Annotated in this window: 20 protein-coding genes, 2 tRNA genes and 2 pseudogenes; 11 read left to right on the top strand and 13 right to left on the bottom strand. The window is 53.3% G+C overall.

What is annotated here, in order from left to right:
- Nucleotides 1-53: 53 nt before the first annotated feature.
- The gene (locus Q8K09_RS06115) at nucleotides 54-1,337 is read right to left on the bottom strand and encodes an FAD-binding oxidoreductase (RefSeq protein WP_305254083.1); all 1,284 of its coding nucleotides are present in this window, start codon (nucleotides 1,335-1,337) and stop codon (nucleotides 54-56) included.
- A gap of 184 nt (nucleotides 1,338-1,521) precedes the next feature.
- Here Q8K09_RS06115 and Q8K09_RS06110 point away from each other — a divergent pair.
- From Q8K09_RS06110 to Q8K09_RS06065, 10 genes are all read left to right on the top strand, one after another.
- Nucleotides 1,522-1,598: transfer RNA gene (locus Q8K09_RS06110), tRNA-Val, on the top strand.
- Between the two features lie 239 nt (nucleotides 1,599-1,837).
- Nucleotides 1,838-3,760, top strand: coding sequence for a threonine--tRNA ligase (thrS, locus tag Q8K09_RS06105; protein ID WP_305254082.1), 1,923 nt, complete (start codon nucleotides 1,838-1,840; stop codon nucleotides 3,758-3,760).
- Entirely contained in the window at nucleotides 3,760-4,311 is a 552-nt protein-coding gene (gene infC / locus Q8K09_RS06100; RefSeq protein ID WP_238041854.1) for a translation initiation factor IF-3, read from the top strand. Before thrS ends, infC begins: the two co-directional genes overlap by 1 nt.
- Before the next feature lie 59 nt (nucleotides 4,312-4,370).
- Nucleotides 4,371-4,565: a 50S ribosomal protein L35 gene (gene rpmI / locus Q8K09_RS06095; RefSeq protein ID WP_305254081.1), complete on the top strand. Its 195-nt coding sequence runs from the start codon at nucleotides 4,371-4,373 to the stop codon at nucleotides 4,563-4,565.
- A gap of 25 nt (nucleotides 4,566-4,590) precedes the next feature.
- Nucleotides 4,591-4,947: a 50S ribosomal protein L20 gene (rplT, locus tag Q8K09_RS06090; protein WP_079202155.1), complete on the top strand. Its 357-nt coding sequence runs from the start codon at nucleotides 4,591-4,593 to the stop codon at nucleotides 4,945-4,947.
- Between the two features lie 179 nt (nucleotides 4,948-5,126).
- Complete coding sequence (pheS, locus tag Q8K09_RS06085) at nucleotides 5,127-6,143, top strand: phenylalanine--tRNA ligase subunit alpha (protein ID WP_305254080.1); 1,017 nt, start codon at nucleotides 5,127-5,129, stop codon at nucleotides 6,141-6,143.
- A 38-nt stretch (nucleotides 6,144-6,181) separates the two neighbouring features.
- A complete protein-coding gene (pheT, locus tag Q8K09_RS06080; RefSeq protein WP_305254079.1) occupies nucleotides 6,182-8,560 on the top strand; it encodes a phenylalanine--tRNA ligase subunit beta in 2,379 nt (792 codons plus the stop codon).
- 3 nt (nucleotides 8,561-8,563) lie between these two features.
- Nucleotides 8,564-8,866, top strand: coding sequence for an integration host factor subunit alpha (gene ihfA / locus Q8K09_RS06075; protein WP_003243414.1), 303 nt, complete (start codon nucleotides 8,564-8,566; stop codon nucleotides 8,864-8,866).
- Nucleotides 8,847-9,203, top strand: coding sequence for a MerR family transcriptional regulator (locus tag Q8K09_RS06070; protein ID WP_305254078.1), 357 nt, complete (start codon nucleotides 8,847-8,849; stop codon nucleotides 9,201-9,203). Before ihfA ends, Q8K09_RS06070 begins: the two co-directional genes overlap by 20 nt.
- 90 nt (nucleotides 9,204-9,293) lie before the next feature.
- Nucleotides 9,294-9,370, top strand: a tRNA-Pro gene (locus Q8K09_RS06065).
- Nucleotides 9,371-9,449: 79 nt separating this feature from the next.
- Here Q8K09_RS06065 and Q8K09_RS06060 read toward each other — a convergent pair.
- The 12 genes and pseudogenes from Q8K09_RS06060 to Q8K09_RS06005 all read right to left on the bottom strand — a co-directional run bounded on the left by Q8K09_RS06060 (nucleotide 9,450) and on the right by Q8K09_RS06005 (nucleotide 17,789).
- Nucleotides 9,450-10,628 carry a tyrosine-type recombinase/integrase gene (locus Q8K09_RS06060; RefSeq protein WP_305254077.1) on the bottom strand — a complete coding sequence of 393 codons (1,179 nt, stop codon included), beginning with the start codon at nucleotides 10,626-10,628 and terminating at the stop codon, nucleotides 9,450-9,452.
- Between the two features lie 953 nt (nucleotides 10,629-11,581).
- A complete protein-coding gene (locus Q8K09_RS06055; protein ID WP_305254076.1) occupies nucleotides 11,582-11,869 on the bottom strand; it encodes a hypothetical protein in 288 nt (95 codons plus the stop codon).
- Nucleotides 11,870-11,889: 20 nt separating this feature from the next.
- Nucleotides 11,890-12,198 (bottom strand): hypothetical protein, encoded by a 309-nt coding sequence (locus Q8K09_RS06050; RefSeq protein ID WP_305254075.1) that lies wholly within the window; start codon nucleotides 12,196-12,198, stop codon nucleotides 11,890-11,892.
- A 185-nt stretch (nucleotides 12,199-12,383) separates the two neighbouring features.
- Nucleotides 12,384-12,506: a hypothetical protein gene (locus Q8K09_RS06045; RefSeq protein WP_305254074.1), complete on the bottom strand. Its 123-nt coding sequence runs from the start codon at nucleotides 12,504-12,506 to the stop codon at nucleotides 12,384-12,386.
- A 132-nt stretch (nucleotides 12,507-12,638) separates the two neighbouring features.
- Nucleotides 12,639-13,601, bottom strand: a complete 963-nt coding sequence (locus Q8K09_RS06040; RefSeq protein WP_305254073.1) for an IS30 family transposase — start codon at nucleotides 13,599-13,601, stop codon at nucleotides 12,639-12,641.
- A 127-nt stretch (nucleotides 13,602-13,728) separates the two neighbouring features.
- A complete protein-coding gene (locus Q8K09_RS06035) occupies nucleotides 13,729-13,890 on the bottom strand; it encodes a DUF2986 domain-containing protein (RefSeq protein WP_305254072.1) in 162 nt (53 codons plus the stop codon).
- Between the two features lie 235 nt (nucleotides 13,891-14,125).
- Nucleotides 14,126-14,611 carry an SgcJ/EcaC family oxidoreductase gene (locus Q8K09_RS06030; protein ID WP_305254128.1) on the bottom strand — a complete coding sequence of 162 codons (486 nt, stop codon included), beginning with the start codon at nucleotides 14,609-14,611 and terminating at the stop codon, nucleotides 14,126-14,128.
- 190 nt (nucleotides 14,612-14,801) lie between these two features.
- A complete protein-coding gene (locus tag Q8K09_RS06025; RefSeq protein ID WP_305254071.1) occupies nucleotides 14,802-15,299 on the bottom strand; it encodes a DUF2867 domain-containing protein in 498 nt (165 codons plus the stop codon).
- A 229-nt stretch (nucleotides 15,300-15,528) separates the two neighbouring features.
- Entirely contained in the window at nucleotides 15,529-16,008 is a 480-nt protein-coding gene (locus tag Q8K09_RS06020) for a hypothetical protein (RefSeq protein ID WP_305254070.1), read from the bottom strand.
- 163 nt (nucleotides 16,009-16,171) lie between these two features.
- Entirely contained in the window at nucleotides 16,172-16,783 is a 612-nt protein-coding gene (locus Q8K09_RS06015) for a heme-binding protein (RefSeq protein ID WP_305254069.1), read from the bottom strand.
- An 89-nt stretch (nucleotides 16,784-16,872) separates the two neighbouring features.
- Nucleotides 16,873-17,175, bottom strand: a pseudogene (locus tag Q8K09_RS06010) (antibiotic biosynthesis monooxygenase).
- A gap of 86 nt (nucleotides 17,176-17,261) precedes the next feature.
- Nucleotides 17,262-17,789: a hypothetical protein gene (locus tag Q8K09_RS06005; RefSeq protein ID WP_305254068.1), complete on the bottom strand. Its 528-nt coding sequence runs from the start codon at nucleotides 17,787-17,789 to the stop codon at nucleotides 17,262-17,264.
- A 142-nt stretch (nucleotides 17,790-17,931) separates the two neighbouring features.
- Here Q8K09_RS06005 and Q8K09_RS06000 point away from each other — a divergent pair.
- A pseudogene (locus tag Q8K09_RS06000) lies at nucleotides 17,932-18,118 on the top strand (IS110 family transposase); the annotation flags it as partial.

The following is an 18,118-nucleotide window of genomic DNA, read 5'->3' as shown; positions in this document are numbered from 1 at the left end:
AGCAGACAAAACAACGGCGCCATAAGGCGCCGTTGCTTTGTCCGGGCAAGTGGCTAGAAGCCGAGCTTGTCGCGCAGGCTGTAGTACCAGGCGCCCATTGCCGTAAAGGGGATGCGCAGCAGTTGGCCGCCGGGGAAGGGGTAGTGCGGCAGTTCGGCGAAGGCATCGAAGCGCTCAGCCTGGCCACGCAGCGCTTCGGCCAGCACCTTGCCCGCCAGGTGGGTATACGTCACGCCATGGCCGCTGCAACCCTGTGAGTAGTAGATGTTGTCGCCAAGGCGGCCGACCTGAGGCAGGCGCGACAGGGTCAGTAGAAAGTTGCCGGTCCAGGCGTAATCGATCTTCACGTCTTTGAGCTGCGGGAAGGTCTTGAGCAGGTTCGGCCGGATGATCGCCTCGATGTTGGCCGGGTCACGCGCCCCATAGACCACGCCGCCACCGAAGATCAGGCGGTTATCCCCACTCAGGCGGTAGTAGTCGAGCAGGTAGTTGCAGTCTTCGACGCAGTAATCTTGCGGTAGTAGGCTCTTTGCTACCTCGTCTGACAGCGGCTCCGTAGTAATGACCTGAGTACCGCAGGGCATCGACTTGGCCGAGAGTTCGGGGATCAGATTACCCAGGTAAGCGTTACCGGCAACCACCACAAACTTGGCCTTGATTCGGCCGTTGGGGGTATGCACCACCGGGTTGGCGCCGCGCTCGATACGAATGGCCGGGGATTGTTCGTAAATCACTCCGCCCAGGGATTCAACTGCAGCGGCCTCACCAAGCGCCAGATTGAGCGGGTGGATGTGCCCGCCGCTCATGTCGAGCATGCCGCCGAGGTAGCTGTCGGTCGCCACAACTTCGCGGATGCGTTTGGCGTCCAGCAACTCCAGTTGAGTGTGGCCGTAGCGCTCCCACAGCTTCTTCTGCGCTTCCAGGTGGCCCATCTGCTTGGGTGTTATTGCAGCGAACACACCACCATCTTTGTGGTCGCACTGGATATCGTACTTGGCAATTCGCTCGCGGATGATCCGCCCGCCTTCGAACGCCATTTGGCCTAATAGCTGTGCCTGCTTGGGGCCCACGGTGCGCTCTATGGTGTCGATGTCGCGGCTGTAACTGTTAACGATTTGACCGCCGTTACGGCCGGAGGCGCCAAAGCCGACTTTTGCAGCCTCGACAATACTCACCTTGAAGCCGCTTTCGAGCAGGGCTATGGCCGTGGACAAGCCGGTGTACCCTGCGCCGATGATGCAGACGTCCGTTTCCACGTCGCCATGTAGCTCCGGGCGCGGTGGAGCCGGGTTGGCTGAGGCAGCGTAATAAGATTGTGGGTAAGCCGTGTGCGCCATATTGCAACCTCTGTTCTTTATTTTTTACGGATGCACTGATGCTACCCGAGTTGAAAATGCCCGGCTAGTGTCCCGTGCGAAATATTAAACGCCGCGATGAACAGTAAAAAATTCATTTATTCAGACAGTTAGATAAAAAAGTGTTGACTCTTTTTAGCGCCTCCGTAGAATGCGCACCCATCGGAGGCACATAGCTCAGTTGGTTAGAGCACCACCTTGACATGGTGGGGGTCGTTGGTTCGAATCCAATTGTGCCTACCAATTCGATAAAAAGGGTCGCCTCGGCGACCCTTTTTTATTGGGCGGCTTGCCAGTGCTAAGGCTTTCTGGAAGCATCCGGTCGTTGCTTAATGCGTATTAACCTCCAGTGACCCCGGTTCAGTTTTGGTTGGCTTAACAAGCTCCTGCCACTGTAAGGCAGGCATACCGCCGAATCGCTTACTGGCTCATCCCAACCCATGTGGCCTTTGGTAGAGGTCACCACTAGGAGAGGAGGCGCCATGCCCATCATTACTCTTCCCGACGGCAGTCAGCGTACGTTCGATCACCCGGTATCCGTACTCGAGGTGGCGCAATCCATTGGCGCTGGTCTGGCCAAGGCCACGGTGGCCGGTAAGGTCAATGGCAAGTTGGTTGATGCGTGTGACCTGATCGACAGCGACGCAACCCTGCAGATCATCACGCCGAAAGATCAGGAGGGGCTAGAGATTATTCGCCACTCCTGTGCGCACTTGATTGGTCATGCCGTCAAGCAGCTGTTTCCGACTGCCAAGATGGTGATCGGTCCGGTTATTGAAGAAGGTTTCTATTACGACATTGCCAGCGAGCGTCCTTTTACACTGGATGACGTGGCAGCTATCGAGCAGCGCATGCAGCAGCTGATCGAAAAAGACTACGACGTGGTCAAGAAGGTGACTCCGCGCGCCGAAGTGATCGATGTCTTTGCCTCCCGTGGCGAGGACTACAAGCTGCGCTTGGTTGAAGACATGCCGGATGAGCAGGCCATGGGCCTGTACTACCACGAAGAATACGTCGACATGTGCCGGGGTCCGCACGTGCCGAACACGCGTTTCCTCAAGGCGTTCAAGCTGACCAAGCTGTCCGGCGCCTACTGGCGTGGCGATGCCAAGAATGAGCAGCTACAGCGCATCTATGGCACAGCATGGGCCGACAAGAAGCAGTTGGCCGCCTACGTCCTGCGTATCGAAGAAGCCGAGAAGCGCGACCATCGTAAGATCGGCAAACGCCTGAATCTGTTTCATACCCAGGAAGAAGCGCCGGGTATGGTGTTCTGGCACCCCAATGGTTGGACCCTCTATCAAGTCCTTGAGCAGTACATGCGCAAGGTGCAGCACGAGAATGGCTACCTGGAAATCAAGACCCCGCAGGTGGTAGATCGCTCGCTGTGGGAGAAGTCCGGGCATTGGGCCAATTACGCCGAAAACATGTTTACCACTGAGTCGGAAAGCCGCGATTACGCGATCAAGCCGATGAACTGCCCGTGCCATGTGCAGGTGTTCAATCAGGGCCTGAAGAGCTACCGCGAGCTGCCGATGCGTCTGGCCGAGTTCGGTGCCTGTCACCGTAATGAGCCGTCCGGCGCGCTGCACGGCATCATGCGTGTGCGCGGCTTTACGCAGGACGATGCGCATATCTTCTGCACTGAAGAGCAGATGCAGGTTGAGTCCGCCGACTTCATCAAGCTGACCTTGGCGGTCTATGAGGATTTTGGCTTTACCGATATTCAGCTCAAGCTCTCGACTCGCCCGGACAAGCGCGTTGGCTCTGACGAGTTGTGGGATCGCGCTGAGGCTGCATTGGCGTCGGCCCTTGACAGTGCGGGGCTGGCTTATGACCTGCAGCCTGGCGAAGGTGCCTTCTACGGACCAAAGATCGAATTCTCGCTGAAGGATTGTCTGGGTAGGGTCTGGCAGTGTGGTACCCTGCAGCTCGATTTCAACTTGCCAGTGCGTTTGGGTGCCGAGTACGTCAGCGAGGACAACAGCCGTAAGCATCCGGTTATGTTGCACCGAGCGATTCTTGGTTCCTTTGAGCGGTTCATCGGAATTCTCATCGAGCATTACGAAGGCGCGTTCCCAGCTTGGCTGGCGCCAACTCAGGCTGTGGTGATGAATATCACCGATAAGCAGGCCGAATTTGCCTTGGAAGTGGAAAAAACACTCAGCCAAAGCGGTTTCCGTGCCAAGTCTGACTTGAGAAACGAAAAAATTGGCTTTAAAATCCGCGAGCATACTTTGCTCAAGGCTCCTTATCTCTTGGTTATCGGAGATCGGGAGGTAGAGATGCAAACTGTCGCCGTGCGTACCCGTGAAGGTGCTGATCTGGGCTCGATGCCCGTCGCTCAATTCGCTGAATTTCTCGCGCAGGCGGTTTCCCGGCGTGGTCGCCAAGATGTGGAGTAATCATTATTAAGCGTGAAATGAGACAAGATAAACGAGCTGCCCCGAAAGCCCCGATCAACGAGAATATCTCGGCACGCGAGGTTCGGTTAATTGGCGCTGAAGGCGAGCAAATTGGCATCGTCTCGATTGATGAAGCGCTTAGAATCGCCGAAGAATCCAAGCTGGATCTGGTAGAGATTTCTGCTGATGCGATTCCTCCGGTTTGCCGAGTCATGGACTACGGCAAGTCGATCTTCGAAAAGAAGAAACAGATCGCCGCTGCAAAGAAAAACCAGAAGCAAATCCAGGTTAAAGAAATCAAGTTTCGTCCAGGGACGGAGGAAGGGGATTACCAGGTAAAACTGCGCAACCTGGTACGTTTCCTGAGTGAAGGGGACAGGGCCAAGGTGTCATTGCGATTCCGAGGCCGTGAGATGGCGCATCAGGAGCTGGGTATGGAGTTGTTGAAGCGGGTTGAAGCTGACTTGCTTGAATATGGCTCTGTTGAACAGCATCCAAAGATGGAAGGACGCCAACTGATAATGGTCATCGCCCCCAAAAAGAAGAAGTAACCACCAGGGCACGGCAGGCCTTGCGGTTATGTTTATCAACTGAATGCGGAGTACCGAACATGCCAAAGATGAAAACCAAGAGTGGTGCAGCCAAGCGTTTTCTTAAAACCGCTAATGGCTTCAAGCACAAGCACGCTTTCAAGAGTCACATCTTGACCAAGATGTCCACTAAGCGTAAGCGTCAACTGCGCGGTAGCACCATGGTGCATCCGTCTGACGTGAGAAAAGTGGCGCGCATGCTGCGCGTTCGTTAATCGGTCAAGGTAGAGGAAATTACTCATGGCTCGTGTTAAGCGCGGCGTTATCGCTCGCAAGCGTCACAAAAAAATTCTGAAACTCGCTAAAGGCTACTATGGTGCGCGTTCGCGCGTATTCCGCGTTGCCAAGCAGGCTGTGATCAAGGCAGGCCAATACGCCTATCGCGACCGCCGTCAGAGGAAGCGTCAGTTCCGCGCCCTGTGGATCGCTCGTATCAACGCTGGTGCTCGTGTTAACGGTCTGTCCTACAGCCGTTTCATTGCCGGCCTGAAAAAAGCGTCCATTGAGATCGATCGTAAAGTTTTGGCCGATCTGGCAGTGAACGAAAAAGCGGCGTTTGCTGCGATTGTCGAAAAAGCTAAAGCCACTTTGGCCTAAGTCCCCGACAATCACCGGGTTCGCCCGGTGCAAGAACGTGTTCAAGGTCGTTACAAGCGATGGTCAGGCTGGCTTCTAACGCAGCATGTCCGAGCGCAGTAACACGTTGGCTCGTTCGAAACGTCACCAATAGGGGAAGAGCCTTGGCTCTTCCCCTATTTCGTATCTGGAGTCTGTAAATGGAAAATCTGGATGTGCTGGTCTCGCAAGCGCTAGAGGCCGTTAGCCACACCGACGATGTGAACGCCCTCGAGCAGTTGCGGGTTCACTATCTGGGCAAGAAAGGCGAGCTGACTCAGGTGATGAAGACCCTGGGTAATTTGTCTGCTGAGGAGCGCCCGCAAGCCGGTGCGTTGATCAATGCTGCGAAAGACAGCGTTCAGGAAGCCCTGAACGTGCGCAAAGCCACTCTGGAAAGTGCTGCGTTGAGCGCTAAGCTGGCTGCTGAGCGCATTGATGTGACGTTGCCTGGCCGCGGTCAGACCTCAGGCGGCCTGCACCCTGTTACCCGGACTCTGGAGCGTGTTGAGCAGTTTTTCACTCGGATAGGCTACGGCATTGCCGAAGGCCCTGAGGTGGAAAACGATTACCACAACTTCGAAGCGCTCAATATCCCTGGCCATCACCCGGCCCGGGCGATGCACGACACCTTCTATTTCAACGCAAACATGTTGCTGCGCACCCACACCTCGCCGGTACAGGTGCGCACCATGGAATCCCAGCAACCGCCGATCCGCATCGTTTGCCCGGGGCGCGTCTATCGTTGTGATTCCGATATCACTCACTCGCCGATGTTCCATCAGGTCGAAGGCCTGCTGGTCGACGAGAATGTGAGCTTTGCCGACCTCAAAGGCACGATTGAAGAGTTCCTTCGGGTGTTCTTCGAGAAGCCCCTGGGCGTGCGTTTCCGTCCGTCCTTCTTCCCCTTCACCGAGCCCTCGGCAGAAGTCGATATGCAGTGCGTAATGTGCAGCGGTAAAGGTTGTCGCGTGTGCAAGCAGACCGGCTGGCTGGAAGTTATGGGCTGCGGAATGGTCCATCCAGACGTACTGCGTATGTCCGGTATCGACCCCGAGAAGTACCAGGGTTTTGCCTTCGGCATGGGCGTCGAGCGTTTGGCCATGCTTCGATATGGTGTCAACGATTTACGCCTGTTCTTCGATAACGATCTGCGATTTTTGGCGCAATTTCGCTAGAGCCGCACGACCGTAACCGAATTGTTTAGGAGAGCAGGATGAAATTCAGTGAACAATGGCTGCGTAGCTGGGTAAGCCCGCAGGTTTCCCGTGACGAGCTGGTGGCGCGCCTTTCCATGGCGGGCCTGGAAGTCGATAGCGTGACCCCGGCAGCGGGTATTTTTAGTGGTGTGGTGGTAGGCGAGGTGCTCAGCACCGAGCAGCATCCGGATGCCGATAAGCTGCGGGTGTGTCAGGTCAGTACTGGTGTGGAAACCTTCCAGGTAGTGTGCGGCGCGCCGAATGTGCGCCCCGGCCTGAAGATTCCCTTCGCCATGATCGGCGCCGAGTTGCCGGGCGACTTCAAGATCAAGAAGGCCAAACTGCGCGGCGTCGAGTCCAACGGCATGCTGTGCTCGGCCTCTGAGCTGCAGATCAGCGAAGAAAACGATGGCCTGATGGAGTTGCCCGCCGATGCGCCTGTGGGTCAGGACATTCGGGCTTATCTCGAGCTGAACGATGCCAGCATTGAGGTCGATCTAACGCCTAATCGCGGTGATTGCTTGTCGCTGGCCGGTCTGGCTCGTGAAGTTGGCGCTTTGTATGATGCGCCGGTAACCCGTCCCGTGATCGCCGCAGTTGCACCGAGTCATGATGAGGTGCGCCCGGTTGAGGTGTTGGCGGCGCAAGCCTGTCCGCGTTACCTCGGTCGCGTGGTGCGCAACGTCGATCTATCCAAGCCAACACCGCTGTGGATGGTCGAGCGCCTGCGTCGTGCTGACGTGCGCAGCATTGATGCCGCGGTGGATATCACCAACTACGTGATGCTCGAGCTGGGCCAGCCGCTGCATGCCTTCGATCTTGCCGAGATCAATGGCGGCATCCGTGTGCGCATGGCCGAGGATGGCGAGAAGCTGGTTCTGCTGGATGGTCAGGAAGTAAGTCTGCGTGGCGATACGCTGGTCATTGCCGATCACCAGCGCGCATTGGCAATTGCCGGCGTGATGGGTGGCGAGCACAGCGGCGTGAGCGACAAGACCCGCGACCTGTTCCTTGAAAGTGCCTTCTTCGACACCATAGCCATTGCCGGCAAAGCCCGTTCCTACGGGCTACACACCGACTCCTCGCACCGTTTCGAGCGCGGCGTAGATTGGCAGCTGGCTCGTGAAGCCATGGAGCGGGCAACTGGATTGTTGTTAGATATCGTTGGCGGTGACGCTGGTCCGATCATTGAGGTGGTTGATCCGCAGCAGCTGCCTAGCGTCGCCGCTGTGACTCTGCGTGCCGAGCGCATCGAGCAAATGCTTGGCCTGAAAATGGACGACGACGAAGTCGTGCGCTTGTTGGTCGGTCTAGGCTTGGGTGTCAGCGCCAGCAGTGAGGGGCAGTGGCAAGTAACTGTTCCCAGTCACCGCTTCGATATCAGCATAGAAGTTGATCTGATCGAGGAATTGGCGCGGTTGTACGGTTACAACCGCCTGCCGGTGCGTTATCCGCAAGCCCGGTTAGCACCGCAGCCCAAGATTGAGGCGGCTGTTGAGTTGCCGGTTCTGCGTCGTTTATTGGTGGCGCGCGGTTATCAGGAAGCCATCACCTACAGTTTTATTGATCCGAAACTGTTCGAGCTGTTCCATCCCGGTGTTGCGCCGTTGATGCTGGCCAACCCTATATCGGTCGATATGTCCGCGATGCGTTCATCGTTATGGCCGGGGCTGGTCAAGGCGCTGGAGCATAACCTTAATCGTCAGCAGTCGCGTGTACGTCTATTTGAAAGCGGTTTGCGCTTTGTTGGCCAACTCGAAGAACTCAAGCAGGAGCCGATGCTCGCTGGGGTGATTTGCGGTAGTCGGCTGTCGGAAAACTGGGCAAATGGTCGTGAAAATGTCGACTTCTATGATGTGAAGGCCGACGTTGAGGCATTGCTGGCGAGTGCAGGAGCAGGCGACTGCTTCAATTTTGTTGCTGCAGAGCATCCAGCCTTGCACCCTGGGCAAACCGCGCAAATTGAGCGCGATGGGCGACTGGTTGGCTTCTTGGGGGCGATGCACCCGGAGCTGAGCAAAACGCTTGGGTTTGATCAGCCGGTGTATATGTTCGAATTATTACTGGCTGAAATCACTCAAGGTCGCATGCCAGCGTTTCAGGAGCTCTCGCGCTTCCCTGAAGTGCGCCGAGACCTGGCTCTGCTGGTTGACCGTGACGTGCCTGCGGCGATGTTGCTCGCGGCTATCCGTGATGCAGCTGGCGAGTGGTTGACTGACCTCAAGCTATTTGACGTCTATCACGGTAAAGGCATTGATCCGCATAGAAAAAGCCTTGCCGTCGGCTTGACCTGGCAGCATCCATCGCGCACTCTTAATGACGATGAGGTGAGTGGTGCAGCACAAAACGTTCTCGCCTCCCTGGAACAAAGGTTTAACGCAACGTTAAGGAAGTAGCGTATGGGGGCTCTGACGAAAGCTGAAATGGCGGAACGTCTGTATGAAGAGCTAGGCCTGAACAAGCGGGAAGCCAAGGAATTGGTGGAGCTGTTCTTCGAAGAGATCCGCCAAGCGCTGGAACTCAACGAACAGGTCAAGCTCTCGGGGTTCGGCAACTTTGATCTGCGCGATAAGCGTCAGCGTCCCGGTCGTAATCCAAAAACGGGAGAGGAAATCCCCATCACGGCTCGCCGTGTGGTGACTTTCCGTCCAGGGCAGAAACTGAAAGCCAGGGTCGAGGCATATGCTGGAACCAAGTCATAACGATGAACTGCCCACCATACCTGGTAAGCGGTATTTCACGATCGGCGAAGTAAGCGAGCTTTGTGCAGTAAAACCGCATGTTTTGCGTTATTGGGAGCAAGAGTTCCCGCAACTCAATCCGGTCAAGCGGCGTGGAAATAGACGTTATTATCAGCGCCAGGATGTGCTGATGATCCGTCAAATTCGTGCGCTGCTATATGACCAAGGTTTTACCATCGGCGGGGCGCGTCAGCGTCTCTCAGGTGATGAGGCGAAAGACGACACTACTCAGTACAAACAGCTCATCAGGCAGACCATTGCCGAGCTTGAAGATGTGCTCAGCGTGCTCAAAAAATAGCGGCCATATTCAAAAAAGTTTCCATATTTCAGGAACTTATTGTATAGTCCGCGAGGTTTTAAGCAGTATGAAAATAGTTTAACGCCTAGTCGGGGCGTAGCGCAGTCCGGTAGCGCACTAGCATGGGGTGCTAGGGGTCGAGTGTTCGAATCACTCCGTCCCGACCATATTTTTCAATGACTTAGCCCGGTTCCAAAAGGATCGGGCTTTTTCATGCGCGTGACTTTTGCGTGACAGGTTCAGATTTCACGCCTGCCTCCTCTTTAAAATTGTCAGCACTGGTCCACGAGAGTCAGTCGCTGAAACCTTGTTAGCTGATTCAATTAGCTGTCCGAGTTCTGCCCCAGAGTAGTGACTGGTGATGCTGCCGTTCTTGTGGCCGAGCAAAGCCTTACGATCTTCTTCTGTCACCCCTGCAGCTCTTAGTCTGCGCCCAAACGTATGTTTGAGATCGTGAACCCGGATTGACAGATAACCGGGGTGTGCTGGGTGCAGGTTTTTATCGGTCCAAATTTTTGCTGCTCGTAAACGGGCTTTTTTCCAGGCCGAGTCGTTCATTCGGTGCATGGCAGTGCCGTTATACGGAAAAACCCACTCGTGACTTAGCCCTCGTTGCTTCTCGATGATCGAGCTCGCCACGCTGTTAAGCACCACAAGTCGATCGTCGCGATTCTTTACACCCGCTCGTTCATGCCGGCCGCCAAAATCAGCGGGTATCAGGAATACACTCGCACCGATTTCTGGCACCTGAATCTCCCAATCCCAGCGCAGCTTGCACACTTCCTGTTCGCGGCAACCGGTATTTACTTTAAATGTAGCCATGACCTTTAAGTGGGGTGGTAGTTCTGCGAAGAGAATCGATTGCTCTTCCCATGAAAGTGGATAAGGCTTGCGACTTGATGTCTTCTCTTCCAGCTTAGTCAGCATCGGTACGCTATCGAGCCATGGTCGGCGATCATCGTCCCTCCATTTGCGTGCGCATAGGTTCAAAACGCGGATCACTCTCTCAATCGAGATATTTATCGTCCGATTACTGACGGCTTTTTTAATCTTGCCGTTTGGTAGCGTCTTCTCTGCCAATCTGTCTCGGATGAATGGAGCCAGAGCACGGTCGTCAACATGAGTCAGTGGCAAATCACCAAGAAATCGGTCTAGATCTTTCAGGTGGTGTGCTGACAACTTAATCGAGGACTGGTCCTTGAACTCTATTAAGAATCGCGTCGCTGCTTCTCGCCACGTTCGTACTATTCGTACACCGTAGATTTTTTCTTGTCGTAATTTTTCTAGTCGATGGATCAAGTAGCGCTCGGCTTCCTCCCGGTCACTAGTTCCAGTGCTTTCGTAAAGGCGTTCTCCTTTGACTCGTTTGTCAATGTGCCAAATTCCGGCCCTTTGCGAGAGGCCGGTGATTGTTTTTCGCGCCATGGCATTTTCTCTTCAATACGCTCGTGGGTAAGCTCAAATCCTCGTGTCGAGGTTCTCTTTTTTTCTATCGCATTAATTACGGCATATTCGTCTGCCCACACATCCAGCTCCTCTCGGTCAAATCCAATGCCTCGCATACCGATAGGAAACTCTCCTACATAAGGTCTAACTGTTTTATTGAATTCATCACGGCACATCGCTAGATATGCTGGAGCGTCTCCGGCTCGTATAAATCGGGGGGCAATACCCCGCCGTCGACTACGACAGACTTGCGGTAAATTGTCTTTGCTCATGGGTAGCTCTGGCCATTTAACTGGTTTCGAAATTTTCAATTGCTTAGCACCGACACTGGTGCTATCTGCTGTTGAGGTCATTCTGACCAGTTAATTTTCCCGTTGTGCATCTATTCGGTACCGTTTAGGGACCGAATACAGATGAGCCTTGCTTGTCGCCTTTTCAGATGACGTGCCCCATTCCAAGAGGGCCTGAATTCAATCCATAAGTGCAATGCTTACCCCTGCATAGACACTTCGTATGGGGGCTTCCAGCCGAAGCGTATACGAGAGTGTAAATGGATCTTCGCAACTACCTGATTTACGCTTTCAATGTTCAGCGCACTTAGGCCGCGGCTTTTGGGGAATACTTGCGCAACAGACTATTGGTGTTTTCATTGCTACTGCGCTGGCAGTATGAATACGTTTTGAAAAAATACGCTTGGCGGCGGTTCTTTAGGGCGGTGCGTTCATGGCTCGTAAACTCCTTGCATTAGTCTAGGGGGCGTATGCACGAGATGACCCTTGAACTGCCAGTTGATCTCCCGAGTGGCCTGCTGGCGGGTTCGGCGTTTGATCGGGTAAGTGCAGTTGTGTCTTCGTTTAATCACTCAGCTACATAGATTATGGTCATCGAAAATCTCCCGATCTGTTGAGTGACGGATGGTGCACTTGGACTGGTTAGCGATAGGTCCGATAGAGATTTGCATTGCAATGGTTGCAGGCATGTACCCGGCGCTGATCATTACGCGCCTCTAAACCTAACTGGCGGATGCTGCGGGAGCCGCAGTAGCAGCAAGCACTGCCATTCCGGCCGCTGCGACTGAGTGGGTTCCGTTGATTGTATTTATCGACAACAGGTAGCCTTAGCCAGCCGCGATGAATGCGGTCTCGCTCCCGCTGTTTAAGCATCACAGACCAATACACCAAGCCAATGCCTAGAATGATGAACGCAGCAATCAGTTTCATATCGTTTTTTTCCTATGGCTTTATGAGTGGTCGTGAGCTTGGAGGGCGAATTTCTCTGCGCGTCTAGCGTTGTCTTGATCCTGCCACTGCTTCTGGATGCGCTGACTGGCTGTTACTTGAGCTGGCAGCAGAGGGCGATAGCCATTGGCAATAGCAGTGAGTGCGGTTTCCTGTCCGGCCTGAACCAAGTAGTGCGTTGGGGCCGTCAGGAACGTGGAGAGCGAAATAGCGAGCAGTTCCGCGATGTGTGCTTTGACGTAAATATCTGCCCAAGCATCGAGATGTGCTGGTTGGATGGCGTCGAGTGGAAGTGAATTTTGATATTTCATTAACTGGCTCCGTCTGGATTACGGAGTCCAGTTTCCTTTGCTTTCAAAAAATGCAAGCCCAGTTGCTGGCGTACTTGCGAGGCGCTCTGCATATTGTCTATCAGGCCTTATAGAAATAAGGCCTGAGAGGTGGCGAGAGGCCACCGCTGCGAGTGCAAGCCAGAGGTAAATTGCCCGGCGAGCGTTTATGGTTCGATAAACAGGTATTGCTTACCTTGGTTCATGATCGACCGCGGAGCTACACCCGCCAAGCCAGGGCTGTAGATATAAAACCACGCAGGAAGTTGCTCGGACATTTTCAGTGTCATTTGCACATCCTCTGCCTTGGTATACCCACCCCAGGCACCGATGAAGATCGGTCCATATACCTTGCGCTTGGTTTTCATGAAGGGTGGTGCATCGACCAGGTTTGGGGTGTGATCCGTTATCAAGTCCTGAATTCAACTCATAAGTGCAACGCTCACCCCTGCATACACTTCGTACGGTGTCTTCCAGCCCAAGCGTTTGCGTGGTCGTAAATTGATCTTCGCAACAACCCGATTCACGCTTTCCACCGTCAGTGCACTGAAGTCACTGCCCTTGGGAAAATACTGGCGTAACAGGCCGTTGGTGTTTTCGTTGGTGCCGCGCTGGCAGGACGCATACGGGTCGGCAAAATACACCTGGCAGCGGCTCTTCAGGGCGATGCGTTCATGGCCCGCAAACTCCTTACCGTTGTCCAGCGTCAGCGTGTGCACCACATGCCCCTTGAACTGTAAATTGATCGCCCGCGTGACCTGCCGGCGGGTTCTGCGCTTGACCGGATAGGCACTCAAGAAGCCGCTTTTTCGATCCACCAGCGTCACCAGATTGCCACCCACGCCATGCACCGTATCGCCTTCCCAATCCCCCAGCCGCTCGCGAGTTTCGACCTCAGCGGGGCGCTCAGTAATCGACACGCGATTGCGAAGTTGCCCTCGCCGGTCGTGGCTTCCATAGCGTTTGCGGTAGCGCTTTCGACGATGCCGAAGGTGCAGGTAAAGCAACCCGCCGCCCCTTTTATCCACATCGACAAAGCGGTAAATCCACTCATGACTGACGGCTTGATCAGGCTGTTCCAGCTTCAAGCGCTGTGCGATCTGCTCGGGACTAAAACCCTGCTCCAGCCAGAGCGGAATATGCGCATGCAGCCACACTTTCGGCTTGCAGAACTTGTGTGCGCTGCGCTGGCGAACGTCGCTTTGCTGGTCTGCCAAGACCGCCCTGTAGGCCTGTTGAGTCCCATTACGACGAACTTCCCGACTGACCGTCGCGGGATGTACGCCCAGCTGTTTGGCAATGCGCACTTGAGTCATGCCACAGGCCAATCCAGCCTCAATCTGGTAACGTTGGGCCCGGGTCAGCTGCCGGTAATGCGTAGTCATCTGCGCTTGAATCCTTTGGTGTGAGAGCCTGGATTCTACCGGTGGCTGGCCCTCTGCCTATCGTTTCAAGCGTTGCACTTATTCTATGAATTCAGGGATTAAAAACGTAGCAATCAAGAGACTGCGATCAGTCCTCAGCAGAAATAGTTGATGCTTGACTGGCCTCCGCGGCCATCTTCAATCGATCAGCCTTACAAATGTATGTGGACTTACTTTTTGGCGCCAGCTTGGCACTGGCTTTTTTGGCATGCGCCTTTAATAACTGGTTTATCTTTTTACGCCGATTCATGTGTTTCTACCCACGTTATAAACTGTCGAATACTGTCCGCTTTAAATACCGATCCCGCCCCTGTCACGCACCCATGGTGTGTGGCAACTGAACGGAGGCGGCATTTTGCATACTCCTGCAAACGAAGCAAACGATTTGCGCCAGCCATAGGCATTCTCATACGCGGCTGGGGTGATAAGGCGCAGACCACTGTCGTGGCCTAAGCAATCACGTGCAACCAGCCTGGCTGTTCTATTCAATCCTGCTTTTTCTCCGGCATCATAGAAGAATGGTGGCTGGTAATTAGCCACTGCGAACCATTCCAACGATACGTATAGGTGTAGCGGCCACTGACCTTCGCCCCAGTCGTAGCAAACGAGAAGGTATACAGACCGGTATCAACCGCCGTGTTACAACCAAGTTCAACTGTACGCATGTCGATCATGCCTGAGGGGCGGTTCGCCAAGAAGTGCTGGAAGTAGTCCTCTTTCTCCGCCTGCGTGAAGCGTGGTTTGTTTGAAAGGGTCGGCAAGAGCACCGAGCTTTCTGCATAGTTGGCCACCACCTTTTGCGGATCGCCAGTGTGTAACGACTGATTCCAACGATCAAATAGAGAGGCGATTTCCTGCTCTGTAGTGGCCTTACACATTTCCGTACGATCCCCCGGCCCAGTAAGCGACACGTGCGAGGTGGCGCAGCCGGCAAGCAATGCGGAAAGTAGCAAAAGACCTGCATAATTCATCTTCAATTTAACGTCCTCTTTTCTTGTGAATGCAGCGTTGGGTGCCTAACAACCAAATTATGGGAGGGGCTTTAGCCCGATCCAGAGCGCAACAGGTAACGTGCGCACATGTGCTCTACCAATATGCAGGGTTATTGAACGCCTTAGAAGGTGTTAGGGGACATAATGATTAACGCAGCGAATACGCTGACTACACCTGCGTCAGTGTTTTTAATGAACAGGGGACAATTATCTTGTGCAGGGGGGCGACAAAAAACATGTAGATTTTGCCAAGTGCATTATTTACATGCACAACGGTGGTTACGTGAACAATTGCATGCTCGCCATCAGGCTCAAGCAAAAATGAAATGCGCACATCTAGATGCTTGTCGCGGTCTTCCAACACGGCTTCATGTGTTGAATTAGCCACCAGCTTGAATAAACCGATTATGTCACCGACCTTGTAGCCTCTACTGGCCTCGGCGTGCGCAAATTCGTTTATTTTCCCAAGGTCCTTAAGACCCAGTTTAGAGACAATCCAGTTCCTGACATTCATCAGCTCAACCACCCAGCGGGGAGTGTTCTTCGCAACTGTAAGGTACACGTCCAGAGCTGTTTGATTATCGTATCTTGTTTTGACTGAGTAGCTATCCCAGTAATACGCGCTTTCTAACGAGCTCAGAAGCATGGTGTTCTTTGGTGCATTCACTTGTTACCTCCGCAAGTAGTGGGAGCAGCGCGTGACGCCGTCCACCGTAGACTACTGTTAGCCGCCTCGTTCATACGTGCCACATCGCGAGGAATAGGATCAGTGCTATCACGAATGCAAAGAACGAAAAAAGGGAGCAGATTTATTTTCGGCATACTTTCGGCAGCAGGTGTTGCTGAATACATAGGTAAACTCCCTTTCAATCGCTTGTCGTTGCTCTGCGAATTGACTAAGTCCAGCCAGAAACTAAAATCAGGCTTCCCAGAACAAATGGTAAAACGCCAAGTAATAAAAAACAGAATCGAAATATCGGATCAATGATGTGTTTTTCACCGGTATCACGCCAATGCTGTGGATACACGCTTTCGTTAGGCAAATAAAGACCAGGTTCTAAAAGACCATGAATATTGTCCAGGCGAATCAAGATGGCTTGGTGTTCTTCAGTTTTTTGTTGAATCAGCCGCGTCAAGTATGCCCCCGCCCAGCCGAGCAGAGCGAGAATGATACATACGGATATCAGCATGGTTCGAGTAGGGGATGTGGTGCTCAGCGCGAACCCTGCTAGAGCGATGGAACCAGTAACGATGAATATAGTGGAATCTACCGCAAGCTTGTGCCAGTAAACTGCATATGAAGCTACAACCTGACGGACACTCAGTAATATTTGGTGGCGGCGCTCTTCTGCAGCGTCGAATATTGCATCTTTCATTTAAAATCTACCCAAGTAAAATTCATGAAGCTTAACGTTTTAGCTCAGGGCGCGGCCCGTCAGGGACGTCGGCCATGCAGCGAATGGTTGAGCACCACAGCGTACCCGCTGCTTACGCTCGAATATTCTGACACCGACTCCCTGTTTCAAACGGCGGGCATCCCTACTCTACCGGGATCAGAACTTCATTGCGCCTCAGGAACCAAGGCGTGAAAGGCGCATTGTAGCGGGCCCATATTTCGCTTCCTGTAGTGGTCAAACCGTTCTTGCGCACCCATGCCTCAAGTTCAGATTTTTGACGCGAATAGTTTTTTTCACTCCATGTCCCCGAGTAGCGCACGACCGCCATTTTCTGCGCAGGCACCTGCCGTAAAACTACGCTCGGATCCTTTGGCTGCGGTAATGTACTGAGCGTATAGGATTTAGGCATCATGAAACTTACCGCCCACTGCTCCTCGACACGTTGTTGTCCCACGGGAGCAGTCATCTGAATCTTCTCGCTCGCCGGCACTTGGGAAACTGGAGCCGTCATTGCCACCTTTGTACGCGACACGTTGTCGCCAGAGATATATCCAAAAAGCGTCTGGAATGCTTTGCCTCCCGCGCTTTCCAGATCACCAGTCACAAGCGTTTCAGCGAGGACGTGTGGCGCGTACTCACGAACCTCAAATTTTCCGTCGCTTTTAAGGAGCACGTAACTCGCTTCTTCGACTGCCATAGTTTCTTGCGTCCCAATTATCAGCAACAGCGCTGCAAAAAATGCTTTGGACTTCATGTGAACTCTCGCTTTTGGTGCCCAACGTTTGGTTAAGGGGCGGGCTTTAGGCCGTCCCAGAGAACGAAGTGAGTTATTTCAGCGCCTTGTTAGATGCCGTAATCACGCTCGACCTTGGATATTCTGACTTTGAATGATGAGTACCATTTTTCGTGACCGATTTTTTGAGCCTGCTTGTGCACGACATTGGCCTTCCAGTTCTTGATTGATTCGAGATCAGACCAATATAAAACAGTAATGCCTAGGTTTTATTTTGCGGACTCGATGCCTAAATAGCCGGGCTGCTGCGCCGCAAGCTCGATCATATTATTTGCCATATCACCATCGGTACGGTGAGAAGTAAAAATAACGGCATAGTAAGGTGGCTGTGGTGTAGCTGCGATTGTCGACACGGTTTTCCCCGTAGGCATCTAACGTTTGGTTAAGGGGCGGGCTTTAGCCCGTCCCAGTGAGCGAAGCTAGCGATTTGAACCGCTAGTTAGGTGCTTACTGATCGGCCAAATATTTTGCTAAGTTCTGGAATAAAGTCGCGCTCAATTTCTTGAAGTAAACCTGACTCTTTCAAGGCGCTCAACCTGGTTTCATTTTCTTGATCAGTTAACGCAAGCCTCATCCATGCTTCTGTTAAGGCCATGAATGTTAATTTTGCTTTTCTATTCATGAAGCGGAAACTTGTTAGTAAGTTCATGAGCTTCTCACGACCTAGATCTGTATACGGTGAAAATATTGTTGTGCGCGAAATGTTGTGGGTGATGAAGTTTCGTTGTTCGATGTAGTCGGTCATGAACTCATCGAACTCAGGGCTAATCCCTATTTTTGCTCTTAATAAATCAAGAAATTGGCCAAGTGTTTTTTTGGCATATATTTTTTTAAGGTGCTCTATTGACTCAGCCACGGAAAGCCCAAAAACGAGAGACATCACCAAGTGTAATGTCGCCTCTGTTTCTTGCGTCTCATAAGTTACGTACCCTAGGGCTAACATCACGTCATCTTGGCTTGGAGACATTGTTTCACCTAACGTTTGGTTAAGGGGCGGGGTTTAGCCCGTCCCAGTGAGCGAAGCGAACGATTTGAATGCTGTAATGGACTCTCCCCGCGCCACCGTTCTATACCGAGAGTGGTGGTGACTGATCATTGGGAGAGGCGTTATGAAGCGAATTGCGGTTGATCTAGCCAAGTCCGTTTACCAAGTTGCCGAGAGTGTCCGTTCCGGCCAGGTGGTGCAGCGTAAGCGGCTGAACCGAGAGGCGTTTAGGCGATATATACAGGAGCAGGCCGAGCCGGTCGAGTGGGTGATGGAGGCCTGTGGTACGGCCCACTACTGGGGTCGTGTGG

The organism is Pseudomonas sp., assembly GCF_030683065.1.
Lineage (GTDB): Bacteria > Pseudomonadota > Gammaproteobacteria > Pseudomonadales > Pseudomonadaceae > Aquipseudomonas.
Note: the sequence above shows the minus strand (reverse complement) of the source record. Positions and strands in the feature narration are given on the sequence as shown.

Bases quoted from the DNA above. Each gene is read 5' to 3' on its own strand.
- Q8K09_RS06115 (WP_305254083.1), bottom strand. From the start codon at position 1,337: ATGGCGCACACGGCTTACCCACAATCTTATTACGCTGCCTCAGCCAAC.
- thrS (WP_305254082.1), top strand. From the start codon at position 1,838: ATGCCCATCATTACTCTTCCCGACGGCAGTCAGCGTACGTTCGATCAC.
- rpmI (WP_305254081.1), top strand. From the start codon at position 4,371: ATGCCAAAGATGAAAACCAAGAGTGGTGCAGCCAAGCGTTTTCTTAAA.
- rplT (WP_079202155.1), top strand. From the start codon at position 4,591: ATGGCTCGTGTTAAGCGCGGCGTTATCGCTCGCAAGCGTCACAAAAAA.
- pheS (WP_305254080.1), top strand. From the start codon at position 5,127: ATGGAAAATCTGGATGTGCTGGTCTCGCAAGCGCTAGAGGCCGTTAGC.
- pheT (WP_305254079.1), top strand. From the start codon at position 6,182: ATGAAATTCAGTGAACAATGGCTGCGTAGCTGGGTAAGCCCGCAGGTT.
- ihfA (WP_003243414.1), top strand. From the start codon at position 8,564: ATGGGGGCTCTGACGAAAGCTGAAATGGCGGAACGTCTGTATGAAGAG.
- Q8K09_RS06070 (WP_305254078.1), top strand. From the start codon at position 8,847: ATGCTGGAACCAAGTCATAACGATGAACTGCCCACCATACCTGGTAAG.
- Q8K09_RS06060 (WP_305254077.1), bottom strand. From the start codon at position 10,628: ATGGCGCGAAAAACAATCACCGGCCTCTCGCAAAGGGCCGGAATTTGG.
- Q8K09_RS06055 (WP_305254076.1), bottom strand. From the start codon at position 11,869: ATGAAACTGATTGCTGCGTTCATCATTCTAGGCATTGGCTTGGTGTAT.
- Q8K09_RS06050 (WP_305254075.1), bottom strand. From the start codon at position 12,198: ATGAAATATCAAAATTCACTTCCACTCGACGCCATCCAACCAGCACAT.
- Q8K09_RS06045 (WP_305254074.1), bottom strand. From the start codon at position 12,506: ATGACACTGAAAATGTCCGAGCAACTTCCTGCGTGGTTTTATATCTAC.
- Q8K09_RS06040 (WP_305254073.1), bottom strand. From the start codon at position 13,601: ATGACTACGCATTACCGGCAGCTGACCCGGGCCCAACGTTACCAGATT.
- Q8K09_RS06035 (WP_305254072.1), bottom strand. From the start codon at position 13,890: ATGAATCGGCGTAAAAAGATAAACCAGTTATTAAAGGCGCATGCCAAA.
- Q8K09_RS06030 (WP_305254128.1), bottom strand. From the start codon at position 14,611: ATGAATTATGCAGGTCTTTTGCTACTTTCCGCATTGCTTGCCGGCTGC.
- Q8K09_RS06020 (WP_305254070.1), bottom strand. From the start codon at position 16,008: ATGAAAGATGCAATATTCGACGCTGCAGAAGAGCGCCGCCACCAAATA.
- Q8K09_RS06015 (WP_305254069.1), bottom strand. From the start codon at position 16,783: ATGAAGTCCAAAGCATTTTTTGCAGCGCTGTTGCTGATAATTGGGACG.
- Q8K09_RS06005 (WP_305254068.1), bottom strand. From the start codon at position 17,789: ATGTCTCCAAGCCAAGATGACGTGATGTTAGCCCTAGGGTACGTAACT.